Below are 18,404 nucleotides of genomic sequence, written 5' to 3'. Positions count from 1 at the left end.
TATTACCTTTCTATCTTAATTCACTAACTTCAAAATATATTACTGTCTCTTTTTAACTTCTTCGTAAACACGCTGTACCGTTTTTTTATTTAGCAATCACCTTTTCTCCTATTTAGTGGTGTATCTTGATATTAATTTAGAGTTATCCACAATTGGCAAAATACATAATTTCCTAAAGAGTAAGAAAGAGAGACATCATGCTGCAGCTATGATATCTCTCTTAATTATTAAAAAGCTATTTTGTTCTTAGTTTTTCTGAGTATCAATTCTCATTCTATAGAATGAACGCCATACAAATATCAAAGCTATTATTAGGAATACACAGCCTATATATGGAGCAACATCTCTAAATTTTTCAGATATTGCTATTTCCATGGCCAGCGTTCCAAATAGTGTAGTAAACTTAATAATAGGATTTAATGCTACTGAGGATGTATCCTTAAATGGATCTCCAACTGTATCACCAACAACACAGGCATCATGTAACGGAGAACCTTTTTGCTGCAGGTCAACCTCAACTACTTTTTTTGCATTATCCCAACATCCGCCGGCATTTGCCATAAATACAGCTTGGAATAATCCAAATACTGCTATAGATATAAGATATGCAATGAAGAAAGCAGCTGGTCCATTTTCCTTACCTCTAGGAGCTGAGAAGAATGCAAAGGCTAATGCAAAACAGAATACTGTTATAAATATGTTTAGCATACCCTTCTGGGCATATTGAGTACATATTTTAACAACTTCCTTGGATTTTTCTGTAGACGCCTTAAGGTCAGCCTTTTCATCAAGTTGTATATTTTTCTTGATATATTCTACAGCCCTATATGCGCCAGTAGAAACAGCCTGTGTAGCAGCACCGGTAAACCAGTAGATTATTGCACCGCCGCACATAAATCCTAAGATTGTGAACGGATTTAAAAGATTAAGGATCTGTTCAGGTTTAACCTTGAGCGTTTCTTCTATAACGAGTATCAGTGAGAATATCATTGTAGTGGCACCAACAACAGCAGTTCCAATCAGTACAGGTTTTGCTGTAGCTTTAAAGGTATTTCCTGCACCATCATTTGCTTCAAGATAGTATTTAGCCTTCTCAAAATCTGGCTTGAAACCAAAATCTTTCTCTATCTCTTTATCTACATCCTTTATTTCCTCAATTAATGATAGTTCATACACAGATTGAGCATTATCAGTAACTGGTCCATAGCTGTCAACTGCAATAGTAACAGGCCCCATACCGAGTAAACCAAAAGCAACTAATCCAAATGCAAAAACTGATGGATACACCATTATATCGCTAAGTCCAAAGGTACTTGCAAAATATGCAATAAACATCAATACAACGAACACAAGACCCATCCAGAAGGAACTAAAGTTACCTGCAACAAATCCAGCAAGTATATTTAATGAAGCTCCACCTTGTTTTGAAGCACCTACAACTTCTTGTACATGTTTTGACTTACCACTAGTAAATGCCTTTGTGAATTCTGGAATTAAAGCACCACCTAATGTACCGCAGCTTATGATTACTGAAAGAACTAACCAAAGGTTAGATGCTTTATCAGCAACAGCTGAACCTGGTCCTATGATAAGATAGCTAACAATAAATATCATGATCATCGATAGTATTGAAGTTATCCAAACTAGATTCGTTAAAGGTTTCTCAAAATCAAAGTCATCCGTTTTGCCAAATACAGCTGAACTTACAGCTTTGTTTATATAGAAAGCAACTACCGAGGTTATTACCATTAAAATACGCATAGTAAATATCCATGTAAGTAAATCTGTCTGTACAGCTATTCTGGTAGACTCAGGGAAAGCCATTCCAACTCCGAGAACTATAAATGAAACAATAGCAACACCGGTTACTCCATAGGTTTCAAAACCATCAGCTGTAGGTCCTACACTGTCACCTGCATTATCACCAGTACAGTCGGCAATAACACCAGGGTTACGTGGATCGTCTTCTTTTATTTTAAATACTATTTTCATAAGATCTGAACCTATATCTGCAATCTTTGTGAAAATTCCACCTGCAATACGAAGAGCACTTGCGCCTAAGGATTCACCAACTGCAAAACCTATAAAACTTGCTCCTGCTAAATTTCGAGGAACGAAAAGCAAGATTATAAGCATCATAAATAGTTCGACACATATCAGCAAAACTCCTATGCTCATTCCTGCATCTAAAGGTATGTTCAAGAGTTTTAATGGCTTTTTCTCCAGTGAAGAAAATGCCATTCTGCTGTTTGCTAATGTGTTCATACGAATTCCATACCAGGCAACTCCGTATGAACCTAAGATACCTACAACAGTCCAAGCTAATATAAGCAATACTCCTCCAATAGAAGTACCCTGAAGATATCCGAAGTAAAATGCTATAATAATAGCGATTAATATCAATAGTATTCCGATAAATTTACCCTGTTGAATAAGATATGTTTTACATGTTTCAAAAATCGTATTTGATACATCTAGCATAGATTTATGTGCTCTTATTTTTCTTATTTTTGTAAATTGATAAAATCCAAAACCTATTCCTAATATACATACAATTAAACCAAGCTTAAGCAAACCGTTCTGACCTGTAGATAATTCAGGGACCTTAAGATTTGATTCATCTGCAAAAACAGCAACCGGTGAGCAAAGTAGAACTAATAAAATTGTTAATGAAAAGATAAAAGGCACCTTTCCTAATTTTTTAGAATTGCTCTTTTCCATATACATTGCCTCCTTAAATTTACATATTTACGCGTTTCTTCATCTTAAATAGTAATCTTAATTATGCAGCAAATACTTAAACCATGGTAATTCAGTCATTCAAGACCTTATTTTTTTGTAAATCGGTAAACGTTTTCGCAAGTAGCTTATATCACCTCGATTCCGAATAAATGCAGGCTTGTCTAACATTGTCGCTAAGATTGTTTTTTAGTAAATACAGCTCGTAAAAGCTTGATATTACTCGTTTACAGCTGGCTAATGTTAAAACTTTCAAATTTCATAAATTACATAAATTTGAAATATCCCGTCATCGTATATTATAACATACAAAAGTCAATTTGTTAATACAATTGATAAATTATGATTCCCTACCACAAATAACTAAATGCGGTTAATTGATATAGATATATAAAATTGCTTTAACATAACTAAAACAATTAGGAGCAGAGATTCCTGAGGGAAAGAGTTCCTATGACCAAAAAGTTTTTGAAAAAAGCAATGTGCTTGGTTAGTAGCAATCACCAAGCACATTTTATTATATTATTACGCTTTGTCTTCCATCTTTTTTCTAGCCTTGGTTACATCATGCTCATTAAGCTTGGTTTCCTCCACTATTGCTCCCATACCATTGCCTTTGCGAAGCATTTCTTTTGCTTTTTCCATAGCTCTTTCGTGCTCACCCTTTATCATTCCCGCACTCTTATTCACGCAAAATACCTCCCTTACTATGTATTAAGTTTCTAGATTGAAATATACATATGTAAATATTATAAATTCATCCAGAAACCTTAAATTAAATACTCAAGTTAAATTATTTCCCTACAGCTAATTTTCTATTCATTAACTATTAATGTAGATTTAGCAGCACCGTTTGCTCCTACAATTGCAATCTTTTCTTTTTTATTTATATTCAAATTTATATTTGATAGAACGTGATTAGCAGAATTTTTATAATAGGCATGCATTATGCTGCATAGCTATACACTCTTTTATTTATAGTACACTGCATCTTACAACATCAACACCATAACCTCTTCTTCTTCTCTTATCTCACCTGTAAATTCGAAACCAAAACTTCTATACAAATTTTTTGCTCTACGATTTTCAGATACCTCACTTAAATAAACTTTCTTGTGGTTAAAATTACTCTTTATATATTCTATAATTTTAGCCATTGAAGCTTTTCCATATCCTTTTCCTTGAAAATTCTCGTCAATCATAAATCTGCATATCCAGAATTCTTCTTGCCCGCTTTCGTTTTCATTATCTATAACGAACATAACAAAACCTACCATAGTTTCATCATTGTAAATGCACATGGGAAAACAACCAGATTCATATTTTGACTGAGCTAATGAAAAGGCATTTGTAGCCACAAACTCACGCTGATGTTTAGCAACTTTTAACTCAACACAATCATACCAGTTTTGTGCATCAACTTCTTTAAGCAAAATCCCCATATAAAATTCTCCCTTCATACCATAAACACTTAATTTATATTTCAACTAGTTCATACTGTTTACTTCCAAGTCCTATTTTTTCTGCATAATCAAGAGTATACCTTCCTCTTCTAAAGACCGTTCTTTGATTGTTCCTATCAAGTACATCAAGACACGCCTTATCCAAAGCAACCGGATCCGTTGAAGCAAAAACTCCAAGATCATTAGCTATAGTCTTCATATCATGTCCTTCACAATCACAATTTCTTGTTATATTAAAGACAAAGGTTATATATATGTTATTCTTCTCTTTAGCAGCTGCATAGGCATACTCTGCTAGCCTTTCATTAAAGGACTTAGATATTGACGCAAGCCAGCTGTTAGTTATAGCACCATGTGGACATATAGCCATACAAGAAGCACACCCAATACATTTATCTTTATTTATCTTAGCTTTTTTTGTTATTGTTATAGCTGTTTCAGGACATTTTTTAGCACAAGCTCCACAGGCTTTACATTTCAAAACACTAACCTTCGGTATTGAATTTGCATGCTGCGCTAACTTTCCGCCTCTAGCAGCGCACCCCATTCCCAACTGTTTTATTGCCCCACCGAATCCTGCAAGTGCATGTCCCTTAAAATGGCTTAGTACGATTATTTGCTTTTTATTAGCAATTTCTTTACCCACCTTACATTTATTAAAGTTCTTTTTATTTATTTCTACTTCCTCAAAGCCTTCTCCATGTTCTCCATCTGCAATTATTATAGGCAGTTCAGTAAAGCCATGCTCTTTAGCAAGTTTCAAATGTTTTTCTTTTGTGGTTCTTTCTCCCCTATATAATACATTTGTCTCAATAAATGCGCTTTCAATATTCTTTTGCTTCAAATAATTAATTATTCCAATAAAATTTTTTGATTGTATAAAAGTTTTATTACCCTTTTCCCCAAAGTGAACCTTAAGCGGTATAAAACTTTCTAAAGGTACTTTCTCTTCTGTAACAATTTTATCTAACAGCTCAACTGCAGCACTGCTTATTTCTTCTGTTTTAGAATATGAATCTATTGCTTTATAATATACTTTAGCCATAAAATTCCTCCTATTTAGGTAATCTTTACGCATAATCATATTGTAAATAATTACTATTGTCAAGCAATGAAAAAAGAAAAGTTGCGTCCCTACTGAGACTGATCCGTTCATTAAGCACTTGTAACACAAATTCCTTAAGATTAAAAAAGCCTGTCTATAAATAAAAATATATTTATAGACAGACATTTTTGCTAATCATTTATATATAATTATATGTATTTGTTAGTGAACTATAACCGGACAACCAGCTTCTATGTTATTAAACAATTTCTTTACCTTCTTAAGAGGTGAATTCACGCATCCATGGGAACCATTTGTTTTATAGATCTGTCCTCCAAAATCAGTTCTCCAAGTAGCATCATGAATTCCGACACCTCTATTAAAAGGCAGCCAATAGCCTACAGGTGAAGAATAGTCCTGTCCTTTTAAAATGGCATCTTTATCTTTATATTTAATGTAGTAAACACCTTTTGGTGTTGCATAGCCTTTAAGTACATTACCTGTAACAACATCATAATCAATAAACAATTTACCGTTTTTAAAATACCATAAATGCTGTTTCTTGATGCTTACTTCTACGTAAGTATCACCTATATCATTTTTTCCTCTTACTTTAGCTTTCTGCCAGTAAGCTGGCTCCTTTGTAACTGTCTTTCCACTCTTTATGATTGAAAGCAATTTAGGAGTCTCTTGATATGTACTAATCGCCCAACCATAGTCACCAGGTTTAACATTTATCTTTTTACCAGATGCAGTAACAAATTTTCTTGTAGTACCAATAGTATTATATTTATAAGCTAAATTTAATAAATAGTTTGTAACCTGCTGTTTATCTAATGTAACATTTAGATTGTTGTCCACTTTAAGCCAATTATTTATTTTAGACCCATCTAATGTCTCACTGCTATTACCAAAAGTATACGTAACCTTAGAAGAAACATATTTATTCAAAGTCTTTTTTGTTTCTATAGTCTTTTTTGATTTAGAAGTATACTTTGGTTTTACGTAGCAATCTTCTGAATCTAAATCCATCGTTGTCTTTCCGTCATTAATAGCACCTGCAACCTTATTAAAAAGAACGCTTTTATTAATTCTATTTCCTAAAACTTCCTTTACAACTTCATACCCCTGACCTGTATACTTAAAGCTAGCACTTTTAGGATCAGTTATATTATTTCCACTAACGCAAGAGAGTTTATTTAACCTCTTTTTTAGTAAATTCTTGCTGTATGAAACTCCCTCTTTCATTTCAGAATTTTGTTTATTAAAAATAGCTGAAATCCATTTAAGTGACTTCTGGTTATCCTTTAATTCCTTAATTTTCTCATACGAAATATCTTTCAAACCAATATCAGATGCAGAAATCTGTTCTTCTTTTCCTCCCCGTTCTTTTATAGTCAACTTATACGACTTAAGTTGATTTGACACTATTTCTTTAGCCTGCTCCACGGTTTTACCTGATACATTAACACCATTAATTTTAGAACCAGAATAAAAATGGCCCTTGAAGTGTACTGCTACCCCCAGATATATGAGAAGTAAAGTAAAAACAGAAGCTGTTACGCCTATGAAGATTTTGTTTTGTTTGCTCATTTTTAGTCCCGTAATACCCTCTCCTTAAATTAAAACAAGATTCTAACCTTTGTTTTTTATAAATTATTTATAATTCCTTAAATAAAATTATATAGTTCTATAGATAATTAACTTGACAGTCAACCTTCATAATGTAAAATTTACTGAGTATCCAATATTTTCACTTTGTAAATGAAAAGTCAAGAGTCTTATTCTTATCTACATATATACATTATTGGTTTATAGTATAGCTTGTCAACAATATGCTAACACTATCAGAACGAAATTTGTCACAATTAATAGTAAATGCTAGCTTAGGCTAATTCTGTCTTATTTTATTATATTATGGCGTATGTACATTTTTATTATATAAAACACACTGCTTTAGCTTCCAAAGCAGCGGCAGAAACTTGTTGCAAATGTCCTGCAAACCAGCTTCTGCCACTGCTTACTAACAACTATTAATTTAATAGTAACATATAACAGGAGTCCCTGCATCAATATTATAAAATATTTTTTTTGCTAAATTATAAGGACAGTTTACGCAGCCATGAGAACCTTTTATCTTATATATGCTGCCTCCAAATACTCTTCTCCAATTTGCATCATGCATACCTATTCCCCCATTAAATGGCATCCAAAATGAGACTGGAGAACTGTACCCTTGACCTTTTAATATTGCATTTCTTTGCTTGTACTTTACACTGTACACACCTGCTGGTGTCGAATGATTCTCTGATACATTTCCAGTAACTACATCTCCTTGTGCAATAAGAGATCCATTTTTGTAAAACCACAGATGCTGTTCCGGTATATTTATCTCAACATAAGTATTTCCAATATCATTACTGCCTTTAGATAACGCTTTTTGAGCATATTGCGGTTGTTTTGTTAATGTTTCTCCCTTTTTTATATTTGCAATTGCAGTTTCAGCCTCTCTTTGACTATTAATAGACCAGCCATAGTCACCACCACTAACTTTAACTGTTCTCCCAGACGTTGTAACAAAATTTCTTGTTGTACCAACTGTATTATAAGCACTAAATATTGAATTTAAATAACTCCTAGCTTTCGTCTCATCAAATGTCACGTTTAAATCTTCATCTATTTTAATCCACTTATTTATTATTACACCATTAATAATCTTCCTGTCCTTTCCTAGAATGTACGTTATCTTTGAAGAAACATATTTATCCAGAGTCCTCTTTGTATCCTTAATTTTCTGAGAATGCGAGTCATATTGTGGTTGCACATAACAGTTAGTAGCTTCTAAATTCAAAATATTTTTTCCGCTTATAATTGCCTTTGCTACATTATCATATAAAAGGTTTTTATTTACCTTATTGCCTTCTGTGCCATTAATTACTTTATATTCCCCATTGATATATTTGAATGTAGGATTTTTAGGTTCGATGATATGACCACTACGAAGGCACGATAACCTGTTTATTTGTTTTTTTAGCAATCGTTTGTTATAGGAAATTTTTTCAGTCATTTTGCATATTTTAGAACTTATAAGTGCAATAAACCATTTATAAGGCTTCTGCTTACGCTTTAGATTATAGATTTCTTTATTTGAAAGGTGCCTTAAGCCAATATCATAACCTTTTATCTGTTCCGTTTTTCCTCCTCTTTCATTTAATTTTATGGTATAAGACTTGCACTGCAACTGTATCTGCTTTTGAGCTTCAGTTACAGTCTTACAGGATACATCAATCGAATCTATGGAAGAATTAAAATAGAAATGATTCGAGAAATATATCGATGTTCCCAAGTATATACCAAGTAAAACACAGAAAAAGAGTATGCTGCTGATAATGATTTTATTATATTTTTTCTTTTTCCTATCCGTGACATCATCCCCTTGTACCATAGCAAATTTAAAATGCTTGTTTTACATATAATGAAAATATCAACCCCATTCTAAAAAGTTTCTATTCCATTCTATGTAATAAAAGTCATATATAAAACAATTATTTTAAACATCCATAAAACAAGGGATTAAAGCTGCTACTATTATTTCATACGTTCTATGTTATAAATAATTTCATAATAACTTGTCAATTTCTTTTCATTGCAAGAAAAAAATCGCATCGATATTTCATGATACGATTTCTTCTGAAGCTGTACTAAATACATATTATCTTAATGGCTTTCTTTAATTCCGCTATATACTTTTCTCTTTTTAGGTATAATTTTTCCGCCTTGTTAAGGTCTATCTTCTCAAATCTAAGCTTATTATGAGGTTTAAGCTGAACCAGCTTTTGAATATCGCAAGAAGCTACATGCGCAATTTTAGGATAACCTCCAGCAGTAGCTCTATCTGCTAAAAGAATTATAGGATTACCATCTGGTGGAATCTGAATAGTTCCAAAGGATACCTCCCCAGAGATCATTTCAAGCTTTTCTTTAAATTCAATTTTAGGTCCATTTAATCTGTAACCCATTCTATCGGATCTAGTATCTATCTTAAATGGATTATTGAAAAATTGATATAAACTATCTTCTGTGACGTTGCAAAACTGTCTATCTTCAAATACTCTTATAACTGTAGTATCTGCATTATCAGTAACAAAGTTTTTGATATACCACTTTGTACTAACAAAGCTTTCCTTTTTAATATTCATCTTCAGCTTATTAAGCATCGCACGAGAAAGATCACTCTTATTTCCAATGTTTATTCGGTCGCCTTTTTGCAAAGCACGACCATCTTTCCCACCTATTTTCGCCCTAAGATATGTGCTTTTGCTTTCCATAACTACCGGAACATCAAAGCCTCCGGCTGCTGACAAATAACATCTATATCCTCTTATGCATCTTCCAAAACTAAGTACACAATCTTCATTTAAATAAATAGGTCTGCCGATAGGAACTTTCTTATTATTAATAGTTGGTGAAAGATCCGCTCCAGTTATAGAGATCAAACTCCCTTTTGATATATTTAATGATGGTCCTATCATTGTAATTTCAAGAACTCCTTCATTTTCATCATTTCCTACTATAATATTTGATAATCTTGCAGCATACGTATCCATAGCTCCACTCACAATGATTCCGTATTTTTGATACCCATACCTGCCTAAATCCTGAATAGTAGTTAGAAGACCTGGCTTTAATACTGTTATACTCATCCAATCTTCTCCTTTAGCTTCAGATATTCATCATATGAAATAGGATTAAATCTAGCTATATCTCCACATTTTAAAAGAGTTTTATCCTCCCGGTATAAATCAAATAATCTTAGCGGTGTTCTTCCAATTATCTGCCATCCACCAGGTGTTTCAATAGGATAGATTCCTGTCTGAGAACCTGCAATACCAACAGAACCTTGAGGTATAGCTGTCCTTGGTGTCTTTCGCCTAGGCGTAAATATTTTTTCCGATAATCCTCCAAGATAAGGGAACCCCGGCGCAAATCCAATCATATAGACTAAATAATCTCCTTTAGAATGAATTTTAATTACTTCATCTACGCTAAGTTTATTCACTTCCGCAACAAATTCTATGTCTGGTCCTAATTCGCCGCCATAGCAAACTGGAATTTCCACTACATGTTCTTCATAATCAGATGAAAACTCTAATTTAGAAAGTATTTCCTCTAATATAAACTTTACTGCTCTAAAGGGCTTATCACTATTTATCATCATTGGATCATAATTTATCGAAACACCAGAAAAATATGGTACATATTCTACTAAACCCTTGAACGGATTTTCATCCAGATATGCACAAAATATCCTTACCTTTCTGTTTATAGCTTTGTCTATCTTTTTTCCAAATTCAACTAATGCTATTGTTTCACTTATTTGCATAATATTAGTCTTATTTTCTTCCATATACATCCTCGACAATACACTTTTCTATTTATAATGAAGCAATTTGTATTTCTTCTTCTTTAAAAGCACGAGTTATTTTCTTTACAAATTCTAATGCTTTAACTCCATCTCCATGAACACATATTGAATCAGCGCTAATTGCAATATCTACTCCATTAATAGTTTCAACTTTACTTTCTTTAACCATTCTTATCACTCTTCTAATTGCCGTTTCTTCATCTGTAATAACTGATCCAGCTATATTTCTTGCTACTAAAGAACCATCATCATTATAAGCTCTGTCTGCAAACACTTCACTGGCTGCTTTTAGTCCTATGCTATTTGCTGCATCAATCATTTTACTACCACTCAAAGCAAGCAGAATTAGATTTGGATCAACTTCATATATACCTTCACAAATAGCTAGAGCAAGTTTCAAATCTTTGGCCGCCATATTATACAGTGCTCCGTGAGGCTTTACATGCCTCATTTTTATTCGGTGAGCCCTGCAAAAGGCTTTTAAGGCTCCAATTTGATACTGAATGATGGCTTTAGCTTCTTTATTTGAAATTTCTATTTTTCTTCTTCCAAAACCAACTAAATCGGCAAATCCAGGATGTGCTCCAACAGAAACATTATATTGTTTTGCAAGACTAACCGTATTGTTCATTACAACCGGGTCAGAAGCATGAAAACCACAAGCTATATTAGCAGATGAAATATATCGAATAACCTCTTCATCTGAACCAATTTTATATTTTCCAAAACTTTCACCTAAATCACAGTTTAAATCAACTCTATACATAAAAAACCTCACTAATATTTCAAATCTATATTTTTGATATCTGTAATAAGCATGTGACCTGGGGCATGAGTTATAACAATTTTAGGTTTAACATTCATAACCACTGATTGTGGAGTTACACCACAGGGCCAAAACACAGGCACTTCGTTATCTTTTATAGTAACCGGATCACCAAAATCGGGTCTGTTAATATTCTTAATCCCGATAACAGCTGGATCACCAATATGAACAGGTGCTCCATGTACTTTAGGCATAGCCCCTGTAACCAGTACAGATTTTACTATATTATCGTAGGGTATTGGTCTCATACTTACCACCATTTTCCCGCTGAATATCCCGGCAGGCGTGCATTCAATATTAGTAATATACATAGGTACGTTACATTTTTCTTCAATGTGCCGCACTGGAACCCCAGCTTCAATAAGTTCCGATTCGAAAGAAAAACTGCAGCCGATTAAAAAGCTAACATAATCGTCTTTCCAAAGATTTTCTACATCAGTATATTCTCCAGTTAGAATTCCATTTTCATATACCCTATATTTAGGAATGTCTTTAGTAATGTTTATATCTTCCCCTAAATATTTAAGGCTCTTATCTCCAACATCACTAACTTCTAATATGGGACAGGATTTTGGATTCCTTTGAGCAAATAATAGAAAATCAAATGCTAAATCTTTTGGTAAAATTACCAAATTAGCTTGTGCATAGCCTGCACTCATTCCTGCTGTCGGTGTGGTAATTTTTCCCTCTCTTATTAATTTACGAACGTCGTAAGGCTTCATTATCGAATAATCCATATCTCCACCCCTTTAAATAATGTTTTCTAAGGGCTCATTTTTGAAATCATTGTTTGCTTGACTTTCATAAAATCCTAATTCAAGTACTTTCTCAAACCAGGTAGCACAAGTTTTTTCTAATTTCATAGCCGATTTTATGGATTCCCTCATTAAATTAACTATAGAACTGTTCATAATCATTCCGCAGCCATCTATAGCCGGAATCAAATCCCCGTACATATCTATCATACCGCTTCTAGAAGCTGTTATTAAGGCATCTTCTTCCATCTCTTTCGTGTGCATTATTTCTAAGTTCTTCATTAAGTAAGACAATGCCGCAATAAGCCCATAGCAGCCCCAGTCTGAAACAGTTGCAGTAATAATATTGTCAGCCTTTACACTAGCAGCTATTCCTCCGCCACATCCGCAGCTGCAACCTCCTTCAGCTGCATATGGTACATATTTCTCCAGATGTTCCTTAATAGTTCCCATGCCAAGTTCGTTGCCTAAATCCCCTATAGCTATATTTAGAATACCTTTTTTCTTTAATTTGGTAAATAGGATATCCTGCTTTGCTTCGAGCGCACTTACATCTTTTCCAACTGCATTGTGATACACTCCCAAAGAATTGGCTCCAGGGCATTCAATGCTTATTACTGCAGATGGAGTAGCTTTATTAATAAGTTCATCCGCCTGCTTTTCAGCTTCATCAGCATTCTTTGTAAATGATATTCCCGCTAGTGATAATGGATACTCTTTTAACTCCTCAATATTATCATAGAAATGAAGGCCTATTACATAAGATAAATTCTCTACTGCCTTAATATTATCCCTCGGGCATACTATGATAGGTTTAACATTAAATCCTTTAACTAAAGCTCTTGCTAGAAGCAAAGAGCTCACAATTCCATCCATTTCTGCTTTCTTAAATGGAAGCAGAACAAAACCCGTCATTATATATACAAAATCACCTTCCTTTAATGTGCTGATAAGCTTTTTTGCACTATTTATAGTTAATGGTTCTTTAGTGTATTCCCTTGCTGCACTGTATAATATTCTGCACACTCCATATCCTCTGGGATCTAAATTCATAAGATTATCTAGATTTTCACCTATATTTAATATAGTTAATTCTTCCTGATTCATAAGCTTCCCCCCTAAATTTTCTCAGTTTCCTGTAAAAATTCATTGAGGAGTGCATCCTGTATTTTTTTTATGAGTTCTGGTGCTTTTCCACCTACAGGTTTTCCATCTATTTCACAAGCAGACATGCAAAATTGTCCTGAACTTGTAACTATTACTTCATCTGCCTCCATTAGTTCCTTTAGGGTAAATGCAGTTTCATTTACCGGAATTTCTAATTTTTTACACATTTTTATAAGGTGTGCTCTAGCTATTCCTGGCAAAATCAGATTATCTGCTGGTGCTGTCTTTAATATGCCGTCTTGTATAATTGACACATTGCTATGTGCACATTCAGTTACTCTGTCACCTCTATGAAAAACCGCTTCCTGACATCCTGCTTCTTCAGTCTTCTGAGCAGCTATTACACTTGGCAGTAAATTTAGAGTCTTAATATTGCAATGTAAGAATCTAGTATCTTCTAGTGTAATAAGCTTTAACTTTTGCGACATATCTTTTACATTCAGTGGTTTTAATACAATCCAAATATTTGCCTTTACATCTGGTGATGGAAATGCATGATTTCGCATGCCTGTTCCTCTCGTAACCTGCCAGTACACAAATTGTTCTCCTGAATCAACCTTCTGAACCATCTCATTAAGCAATGATTTTAGTTCTTCCTTTGTATATGGAATTTTTATTCTTAGTAAGCCGGCACTGTTATAAAAACGATCGATATGCTCCTCTAATGCAAAAATGATATGGTTCCTGCTATACGTTGCGTCATAAACTCCATCACCGAAATAGCATACACGATCATTCATCGGTATCTTCATGTTTTCAATTAAATCATACTCTCCGTTGTAATATCCTAAATTCTCCATAAGATTGCCTCCCGTAAAATAAAAAACTCATCTTTTAATCATACAATTCTTTGATTGTATGTATAAAAATGCATGAGTTTTAAAAGTTTTAATTATACATAAATACTATATTAGAGCTTATTTTTTTTCAATAATTACTGAAATTAGTGCATAATTTATTTATATTTATAATTTAAGCAAATTTTTTACGGTTTATCACTATACTTTATGGAAAATTTATTGTCTGCTAGACTGATATTCTATTTTTTATCAATTTATCATTTTTTACGCTTTTAAAATTCCATTTTAACATTTTTCAAGATATAACTGGTTTTGGTACGGGACACACCCTCCAGACTTTTAATCTCTCTATGAATTCTCTCTAAATCCTCTGATGAACTGCAAAGTATTTTAAGCAAAAAATCAAAATCACCTGTAAGATAATAACAGAACACTATATTTTTATTTTCCTTTATCGCTTTTGTAAATGATTCATAGTATTTGGGGTGGTCTAAACTGACCTCCATCAACGCACCTGTATCATTTCCAAGCTTAGTTTCATCTAACACTATTGTATAGTTCTTAATAATACCACTAGTTTCCATTTTTCGAATACGCTCAAGTACTGCTGAAACTGACATATGAATTTCCTTACTAATAGCCGATGCTTTGCTTCTTGCATTGACTTTTAAACATTCCAGTATTTTGTAATCCATATAGTCCACGATTAACCACCCCAAATAATATGTTATTTTGGCATTAGTATAACTTCACTATTGATTAGTACTAATTAACTTACAATTAATATGATAATTATAGCATAAAAATAGCTCTAATTTTACTACATGTTTCTCACTAAAATGACATTAACTAATTTATATGTTTAAATTTGAATAAATAGAATAGAAACAAGCTATAAGGACTATTGTCACTGGTATCAATGCTGCATATTAATTTTTACGTATGAAGAAAAAATGTCATTTTGAATTAGCAAACCTATTACATAGGTACTTTTCCAAAGTGGCATATTTTTTTCTACGTTATGATCCATTTACCACAATATCAAATTTTCAAAGATTATTATTCATAATAACCTCTTTCATTCTTCGTCCCTCCGTATATTGGACCTTATTTCCATTATATACCAGTTTAAGAAGGATGTGAATTAATTTATTATTCATATCGTTTTTTGATTAACTCAAAGTTCTGTATAACCTCTAATTCTTTCATACGATCAATTATTCCGGATATATCATCATTAATTTTGCATTTTCTGGTTACCATACAATACTCACATCCAGAGCAAGTTGAAATATTGGTGCTACTTAATAAAAATTTGTCAACCTCGATATTCCTTTCTTTTAGACCTTGAATTATATAATCTACTAATAGTTCTGTATTTTTTCGCTTTCGTGGGCTACCAACTACTGCAATCCATCTTTCCCTCATCTACTCTCTCCTTAATTTTAAAATTGAAATCTACCTATGTATCACATAGCATTTCAATCTGTCCTAATATTGTACACATCAATACAATTGCATCATAATCTTAGATAAATATTTTCCATGCCTAAATAGATATCCATATGTTACCTCAATCCCATTGCCCAGGAAATCTTAATTTTTTTAGTTTAGGGAAGTTTTTATTATACTCCTCCACTTTTTCTTTAGGAAGATTTTCAAAAGTTTCGGTTTCGTAGAATTTTCCTTTTATGTCTTTCATACTATCTTTTGCTAATTCAATTCCCATAAATGCATCATAGTTTTTGCCATCAGCAGTTGTAATATTAAAATTGTCACATGTTTTAAATCCTATTCGAGGATAATAATCTGGTTCTCCAAAAATTACAATACCTTTATATCCTTTATTTGCAGCTAAGTTCATGGTTTCCCTTAATAACATTTCACCAACTCCGCATCCCTGCCATTTAGGTTCTACGCAAAGAGGTCCAAAGGTTACAATTTCATGTGTAACTGAACCATCAACAACTCGTGCCTTTGAATACATTATACATCCTATTACCTCTCCATCCTTTACTGCTATTCTGCTTAGTTCTGGAAGGTAGTCTTTATCTTGACGTAATTTATGCACAAGGTAATGTTCATCACATCCAAGATGATGTTTATTCCAAAAGGCATGCTGTGTCATTAACTCTACATTATACCAATCATCCTTTGTTTCCATTCTAATTTCAATTTCTTCATCAGTTAATCTTCTTTTTTCTTCTGGAAACCATCCAAATTCTAACCTTACTTCTTTTCTTTGCAAATCATTATTCTTATAGCAGCAAGTATCCATGCCAATCAAGGTAAAGCCTTCATGCTGATAAAAATCTACTGCATTAACATTACAAGATTGCGTTTCTAGTATAATAGCCCGACGACGTTCTCTTCTCGCTTGTTCCTTTGCCATTTCAATTAACGCATGACCTATTCCTTGCTTTTGATATTTTCCTGCTACCCAAAGTTCTGTAATTCTCAGACGATTAGACCATAATTCCTGATCAGTTTCAATTGCAGCAACTAATTCATCATTAACTAACACTCCCCAAGCATAAGCATTCTCCCAATGATCTTCGTATAACTTATCCGGGAAATCATATTCTTCTGGTGTGTGTGTTACTGGCTCTGTAAAGTCTTTCTTTTCTATCTCAATAGTAAATCCTTTATCTGTCTTATTTACATGAACATCATAATATTTATCTGTTTCGTAGCCTATTGGAATTACAGTTCCCTTCCATTTCTCTTTTGGTAAATGTACAATTTCATATTCCATAGCTTTTATCCCTTCTATAATCCTATTAATTCATTTACAGCCTGCGCCCAACACTTTTCAGGTATATTAGGCCAAACGCAAGTGCCATTTTCTTCTCTGCATATCTCCATGGCTCGTGATAGAATTTTGCCATGAGACACATTACCTCCACGCAGTATATTTTCAGTTAACAGACACCAGTATGGCGCATGTTCATCAAGCTTAACTGCATGCATATCTCTGATTACTCTATCAACATCATACTCAAGACTGATAAATTCCTCTGACCATACTTCACCATTTCCATGCAATATCAAAAATTGAGTTTTTCCCTCACTAAAAAGAGACACACCAACAGAACCAGGATTCAGAACACATTTCTCGTTATGTACAATCTTCCTTTGTATATGAGTATGTCCACATAAGATAGTTGATGTTTTTACACTGTTCATAACTTCAAAAGTCCTATCATCATCTGGCAGCATTTTTTCATTTATCTTATTGGGTGAACCATGACAAATGGTTATTGCTGCCATCTCGCTGATCTTTATCTTCTGTACTGCTTCTAACTGTGTAAAAAAGTCCAAATCTCTGGAAGTAAGACATTTGTATGCATATAGTAATGAACCACTAGCTGAATTTCTGTCTTTCCAGCCTTTTTCACCGCAAGCACGATATTTAAGCCAATAATCTTCCTTATTTCCCTTGATAAAATAACATTTATATCTTTCATTGATATCATATAATATCTTCATTGTTCTTTCCGGATATGCTAATTCACCAATATAATCACCCAAAAATAAAAATGTACTAATGTTACGCGAAAATGCATATTCAAGGCAACGTTCTAATGCTATGTAATTACCATGAATATCTGCTAAAACTGCTATATCCATATTTTTCTCCATTTCAAACTGCTATATATAAAGCAAATTTTCTATATACATTCTGGTATTTAAAGTTTCTAATAACCACTGATATTTTAAATACCAGAACGCAAGAACTTTAATACTTAATATATAATTTAATATTAGATGTTATAGAATATACTTTGTCATCCTAAATCGCTCTTTTAATTAAACAAAACATTCTGTTATACTGTTCATATTCCGGATAGTAAATTTCTTCATATTGTTTTATTTCAAATTTTCTTTCAAAAAACTTTATCCATTCATCTGTTGTATTGTTCAACAAAATTAATCCATCATCAAGTAAGTTATCCTTTATAACTTTTACATTCCATTCTGCTATTTGTTCTGTTGTTATATAGGGATTTAATTTAACTAAAACCTTACCACCATATTTTAAAACTCTTTCTACTTCCACTGGTGTTCAGAGAATGGAAATGAAATCATATTGACAAGATAAATAGAAAACTTTAGTAGCGGGTCCAAAATTTTAGCATTTAAAAAAGTCAGTATCCTTAGTAAAGTAATGTTTGGACAAACTT

18 protein-coding genes are annotated in these 18,404 nt (G+C 33.0%); all 18 read right to left on the bottom strand.

Going from position 1 to position 18,404, the window contains the following annotated elements; all coding sequences use genetic code 11:
- Window positions 1-246: 246 nt before the first annotated feature.
- Complete coding sequence (locus CLORY_RS19995; protein ID WP_242954466.1) at window positions 247-2,721, bottom strand: sodium-translocating pyrophosphatase; 2,475 nt, start codon at window positions 2,719-2,721, stop codon at window positions 247-249.
- A gap of 543 nt (window positions 2,722-3,264) precedes the next feature.
- Window positions 3,265-3,429: a hypothetical protein gene (locus tag CLORY_RS23425; RefSeq protein ID WP_169911694.1), complete on the bottom strand. Its 165-nt coding sequence runs from the start codon at window positions 3,427-3,429 to the stop codon at window positions 3,265-3,267.
- A 125-nt stretch (window positions 3,430-3,554) separates the two neighbouring features.
- A complete protein-coding gene (locus tag CLORY_RS19990; RefSeq protein WP_079427851.1) occupies window positions 3,555-3,686 on the bottom strand; it encodes an ATP-binding cassette domain-containing protein in 132 nt (43 codons plus the stop codon).
- A 45-nt stretch (window positions 3,687-3,731) separates the two neighbouring features.
- Window positions 3,732-4,181, bottom strand: coding sequence for a GNAT family N-acetyltransferase (locus CLORY_RS19985; protein ID WP_207652242.1), 450 nt, complete (start codon window positions 4,179-4,181; stop codon window positions 3,732-3,734).
- 34 nt (window positions 4,182-4,215) lie between these two features.
- Window positions 4,216-5,247, bottom strand: coding sequence for a DUF362 domain-containing protein (locus tag CLORY_RS19980; RefSeq protein ID WP_079427847.1), 1,032 nt, complete (start codon window positions 5,245-5,247; stop codon window positions 4,216-4,218).
- Between the two features lie 222 nt (window positions 5,248-5,469).
- Window positions 5,470-6,840, bottom strand: coding sequence for a L,D-transpeptidase family protein (locus CLORY_RS19975; RefSeq protein WP_079427845.1), 1,371 nt, complete (start codon window positions 6,838-6,840; stop codon window positions 5,470-5,472).
- A gap of 445 nt (window positions 6,841-7,285) precedes the next feature.
- Window positions 7,286-8,692 (bottom strand): L,D-transpeptidase family protein, encoded by a 1,407-nt coding sequence (locus CLORY_RS19970; protein WP_079427843.1) that lies wholly within the window; start codon window positions 8,690-8,692, stop codon window positions 7,286-7,288.
- 256 nt (window positions 8,693-8,948) lie between these two features.
- Window positions 8,949-9,950, bottom strand: a complete 1,002-nt coding sequence (locus CLORY_RS19965; protein WP_079427841.1) for a 5-oxoprolinase subunit C family protein — start codon at window positions 9,948-9,950, stop codon at window positions 8,949-8,951.
- Window positions 9,947-10,654, bottom strand: coding sequence for a 5-oxoprolinase subunit PxpB (gene pxpB / locus CLORY_RS19960; protein ID WP_207652241.1), 708 nt, complete (start codon window positions 10,652-10,654; stop codon window positions 9,947-9,949). Before pxpB ends, CLORY_RS19965 begins: the two co-directional genes overlap by 4 nt.
- Before the next feature lie 28 nt (window positions 10,655-10,682).
- Window positions 10,683-11,438, bottom strand: coding sequence for a LamB/YcsF family protein (locus CLORY_RS19955; protein ID WP_079427836.1), 756 nt, complete (start codon window positions 11,436-11,438; stop codon window positions 10,683-10,685).
- 11 nt (window positions 11,439-11,449) lie between these two features.
- Entirely contained in the window at window positions 11,450-12,235 is a 786-nt protein-coding gene (locus CLORY_RS19950; protein WP_079427834.1) for a putative hydro-lyase, read from the bottom strand.
- Window positions 12,236-12,247: 12 nt separating this feature from the next.
- Window positions 12,248-13,360, bottom strand: coding sequence for a DUF4392 domain-containing protein (locus tag CLORY_RS19945; protein ID WP_079427832.1), 1,113 nt, complete (start codon window positions 13,358-13,360; stop codon window positions 12,248-12,250).
- Between the two features lie 11 nt (window positions 13,361-13,371).
- A complete protein-coding gene (locus tag CLORY_RS19940; protein WP_079427830.1) occupies window positions 13,372-14,220 on the bottom strand; it encodes a D-amino acid aminotransferase in 849 nt (282 codons plus the stop codon).
- Between the two features lie 272 nt (window positions 14,221-14,492).
- On the bottom strand, window positions 14,493-14,924 hold the full coding sequence (locus tag CLORY_RS19935) for an Lrp/AsnC family transcriptional regulator (RefSeq protein WP_079427828.1): 432 nt from the start codon (window positions 14,922-14,924) through the stop codon (window positions 14,493-14,495).
- Between the two features lie 448 nt (window positions 14,925-15,372).
- Window positions 15,373-15,648, bottom strand: coding sequence for a flavodoxin family protein (locus tag CLORY_RS19930; protein ID WP_079427826.1), 276 nt, complete (start codon window positions 15,646-15,648; stop codon window positions 15,373-15,375).
- Between the two features lie 145 nt (window positions 15,649-15,793).
- Window positions 15,794-16,975: a GNAT family N-acetyltransferase gene (locus tag CLORY_RS23860; protein ID WP_242954465.1), complete on the bottom strand. Its 1,182-nt coding sequence runs from the start codon at window positions 16,973-16,975 to the stop codon at window positions 15,794-15,796.
- Window positions 16,976-16,989: 14 nt separating this feature from the next.
- A complete protein-coding gene (locus CLORY_RS19915) occupies window positions 16,990-17,850 on the bottom strand; it encodes a metallophosphoesterase family protein (RefSeq protein ID WP_079427824.1) in 861 nt (286 codons plus the stop codon).
- Window positions 17,851-18,013: 163 nt separating this feature from the next.
- Window positions 18,014-18,280: a hypothetical protein gene (locus CLORY_RS19910; protein WP_079427822.1), complete on the bottom strand. Its 267-nt coding sequence runs from the start codon at window positions 18,278-18,280 to the stop codon at window positions 18,014-18,016.
- Window positions 18,281-18,404 lie beyond the last annotated feature (124 nt).

The sequence above is a fragment of the Clostridium oryzae genome (genome assembly GCF_002029235.1).
In the GTDB taxonomy this organism is placed as follows: Bacteria; Bacillota; Clostridia; order Clostridiales; family Clostridiaceae; genus Clostridium_AE; species Clostridium_AE oryzae.
This window is presented reverse-complemented; position numbering and strand designations above follow the sequence as displayed.

What these genes read in the sequence shown, in the direction of transcription:
- CLORY_RS19995 (WP_242954466.1), bottom strand. Translation starts at nt 2,721, where the DNA reads ATGGAAAAGAGCAATTCTAAAAAATTAGGAAAGGTGCCTTTTATCTTT.
- CLORY_RS19990 (WP_079427851.1), bottom strand. Translation starts at nt 3,686, where the DNA reads ATGCATGCCTATTATAAAAATTCTGCTAATCACGTTCTATCAAATATA.
- CLORY_RS19985 (WP_207652242.1), bottom strand. Translation starts at nt 4,181, where the DNA reads ATGGGGATTTTGCTTAAAGAAGTTGATGCACAAAACTGGTATGATTGT.
- CLORY_RS19980 (WP_079427847.1), bottom strand. Translation starts at nt 5,247, where the DNA reads ATGGCTAAAGTATATTATAAAGCAATAGATTCATATTCTAAAACAGAA.
- CLORY_RS19975 (WP_079427845.1), bottom strand. Translation starts at nt 6,840, where the DNA reads ATGAGCAAACAAAACAAAATCTTCATAGGCGTAACAGCTTCTGTTTTT.
- CLORY_RS19970 (WP_079427843.1), bottom strand. Translation starts at nt 8,692, where the DNA reads ATGGTACAAGGGGATGATGTCACGGATAGGAAAAAGAAAAAATATAAT.
- CLORY_RS19965 (WP_079427841.1), bottom strand. Translation starts at nt 9,950, where the DNA reads ATGAGTATAACAGTATTAAAGCCAGGTCTTCTAACTACTATTCAGGAT.
- pxpB (WP_207652241.1), bottom strand. Translation starts at nt 10,654, where the DNA reads ATGGAAGAAAATAAGACTAATATTATGCAAATAAGTGAAACAATAGCA.
- CLORY_RS19955 (WP_079427836.1), bottom strand. Translation starts at nt 11,438, where the DNA reads ATGTATAGAGTTGATTTAAACTGTGATTTAGGTGAAAGTTTTGGAAAA.
- CLORY_RS19950 (WP_079427834.1), bottom strand. Translation starts at nt 12,235, where the DNA reads ATGGATTATTCGATAATGAAGCCTTACGACGTTCGTAAATTAATAAGA.
- CLORY_RS19945 (WP_079427832.1), bottom strand. Translation starts at nt 13,360, where the DNA reads ATGAATCAGGAAGAATTAACTATATTAAATATAGGTGAAAATCTAGAT.
- CLORY_RS19940 (WP_079427830.1), bottom strand. Translation starts at nt 14,220, where the DNA reads ATGGAGAATTTAGGATATTACAACGGAGAGTATGATTTAATTGAAAAC.
- CLORY_RS19930 (WP_079427826.1), bottom strand. Translation starts at nt 15,648, where the DNA reads ATGAGGGAAAGATGGATTGCAGTAGTTGGTAGCCCACGAAAGCGAAAA.
- CLORY_RS23860 (WP_242954465.1), bottom strand. Translation starts at nt 16,975, where the DNA reads ATGGAATATGAAATTGTACATTTACCAAAAGAGAAATGGAAGGGAACT.
- CLORY_RS19915 (WP_079427824.1), bottom strand. Translation starts at nt 17,850, where the DNA reads ATGGATATAGCAGTTTTAGCAGATATTCATGGTAATTACATAGCATTA.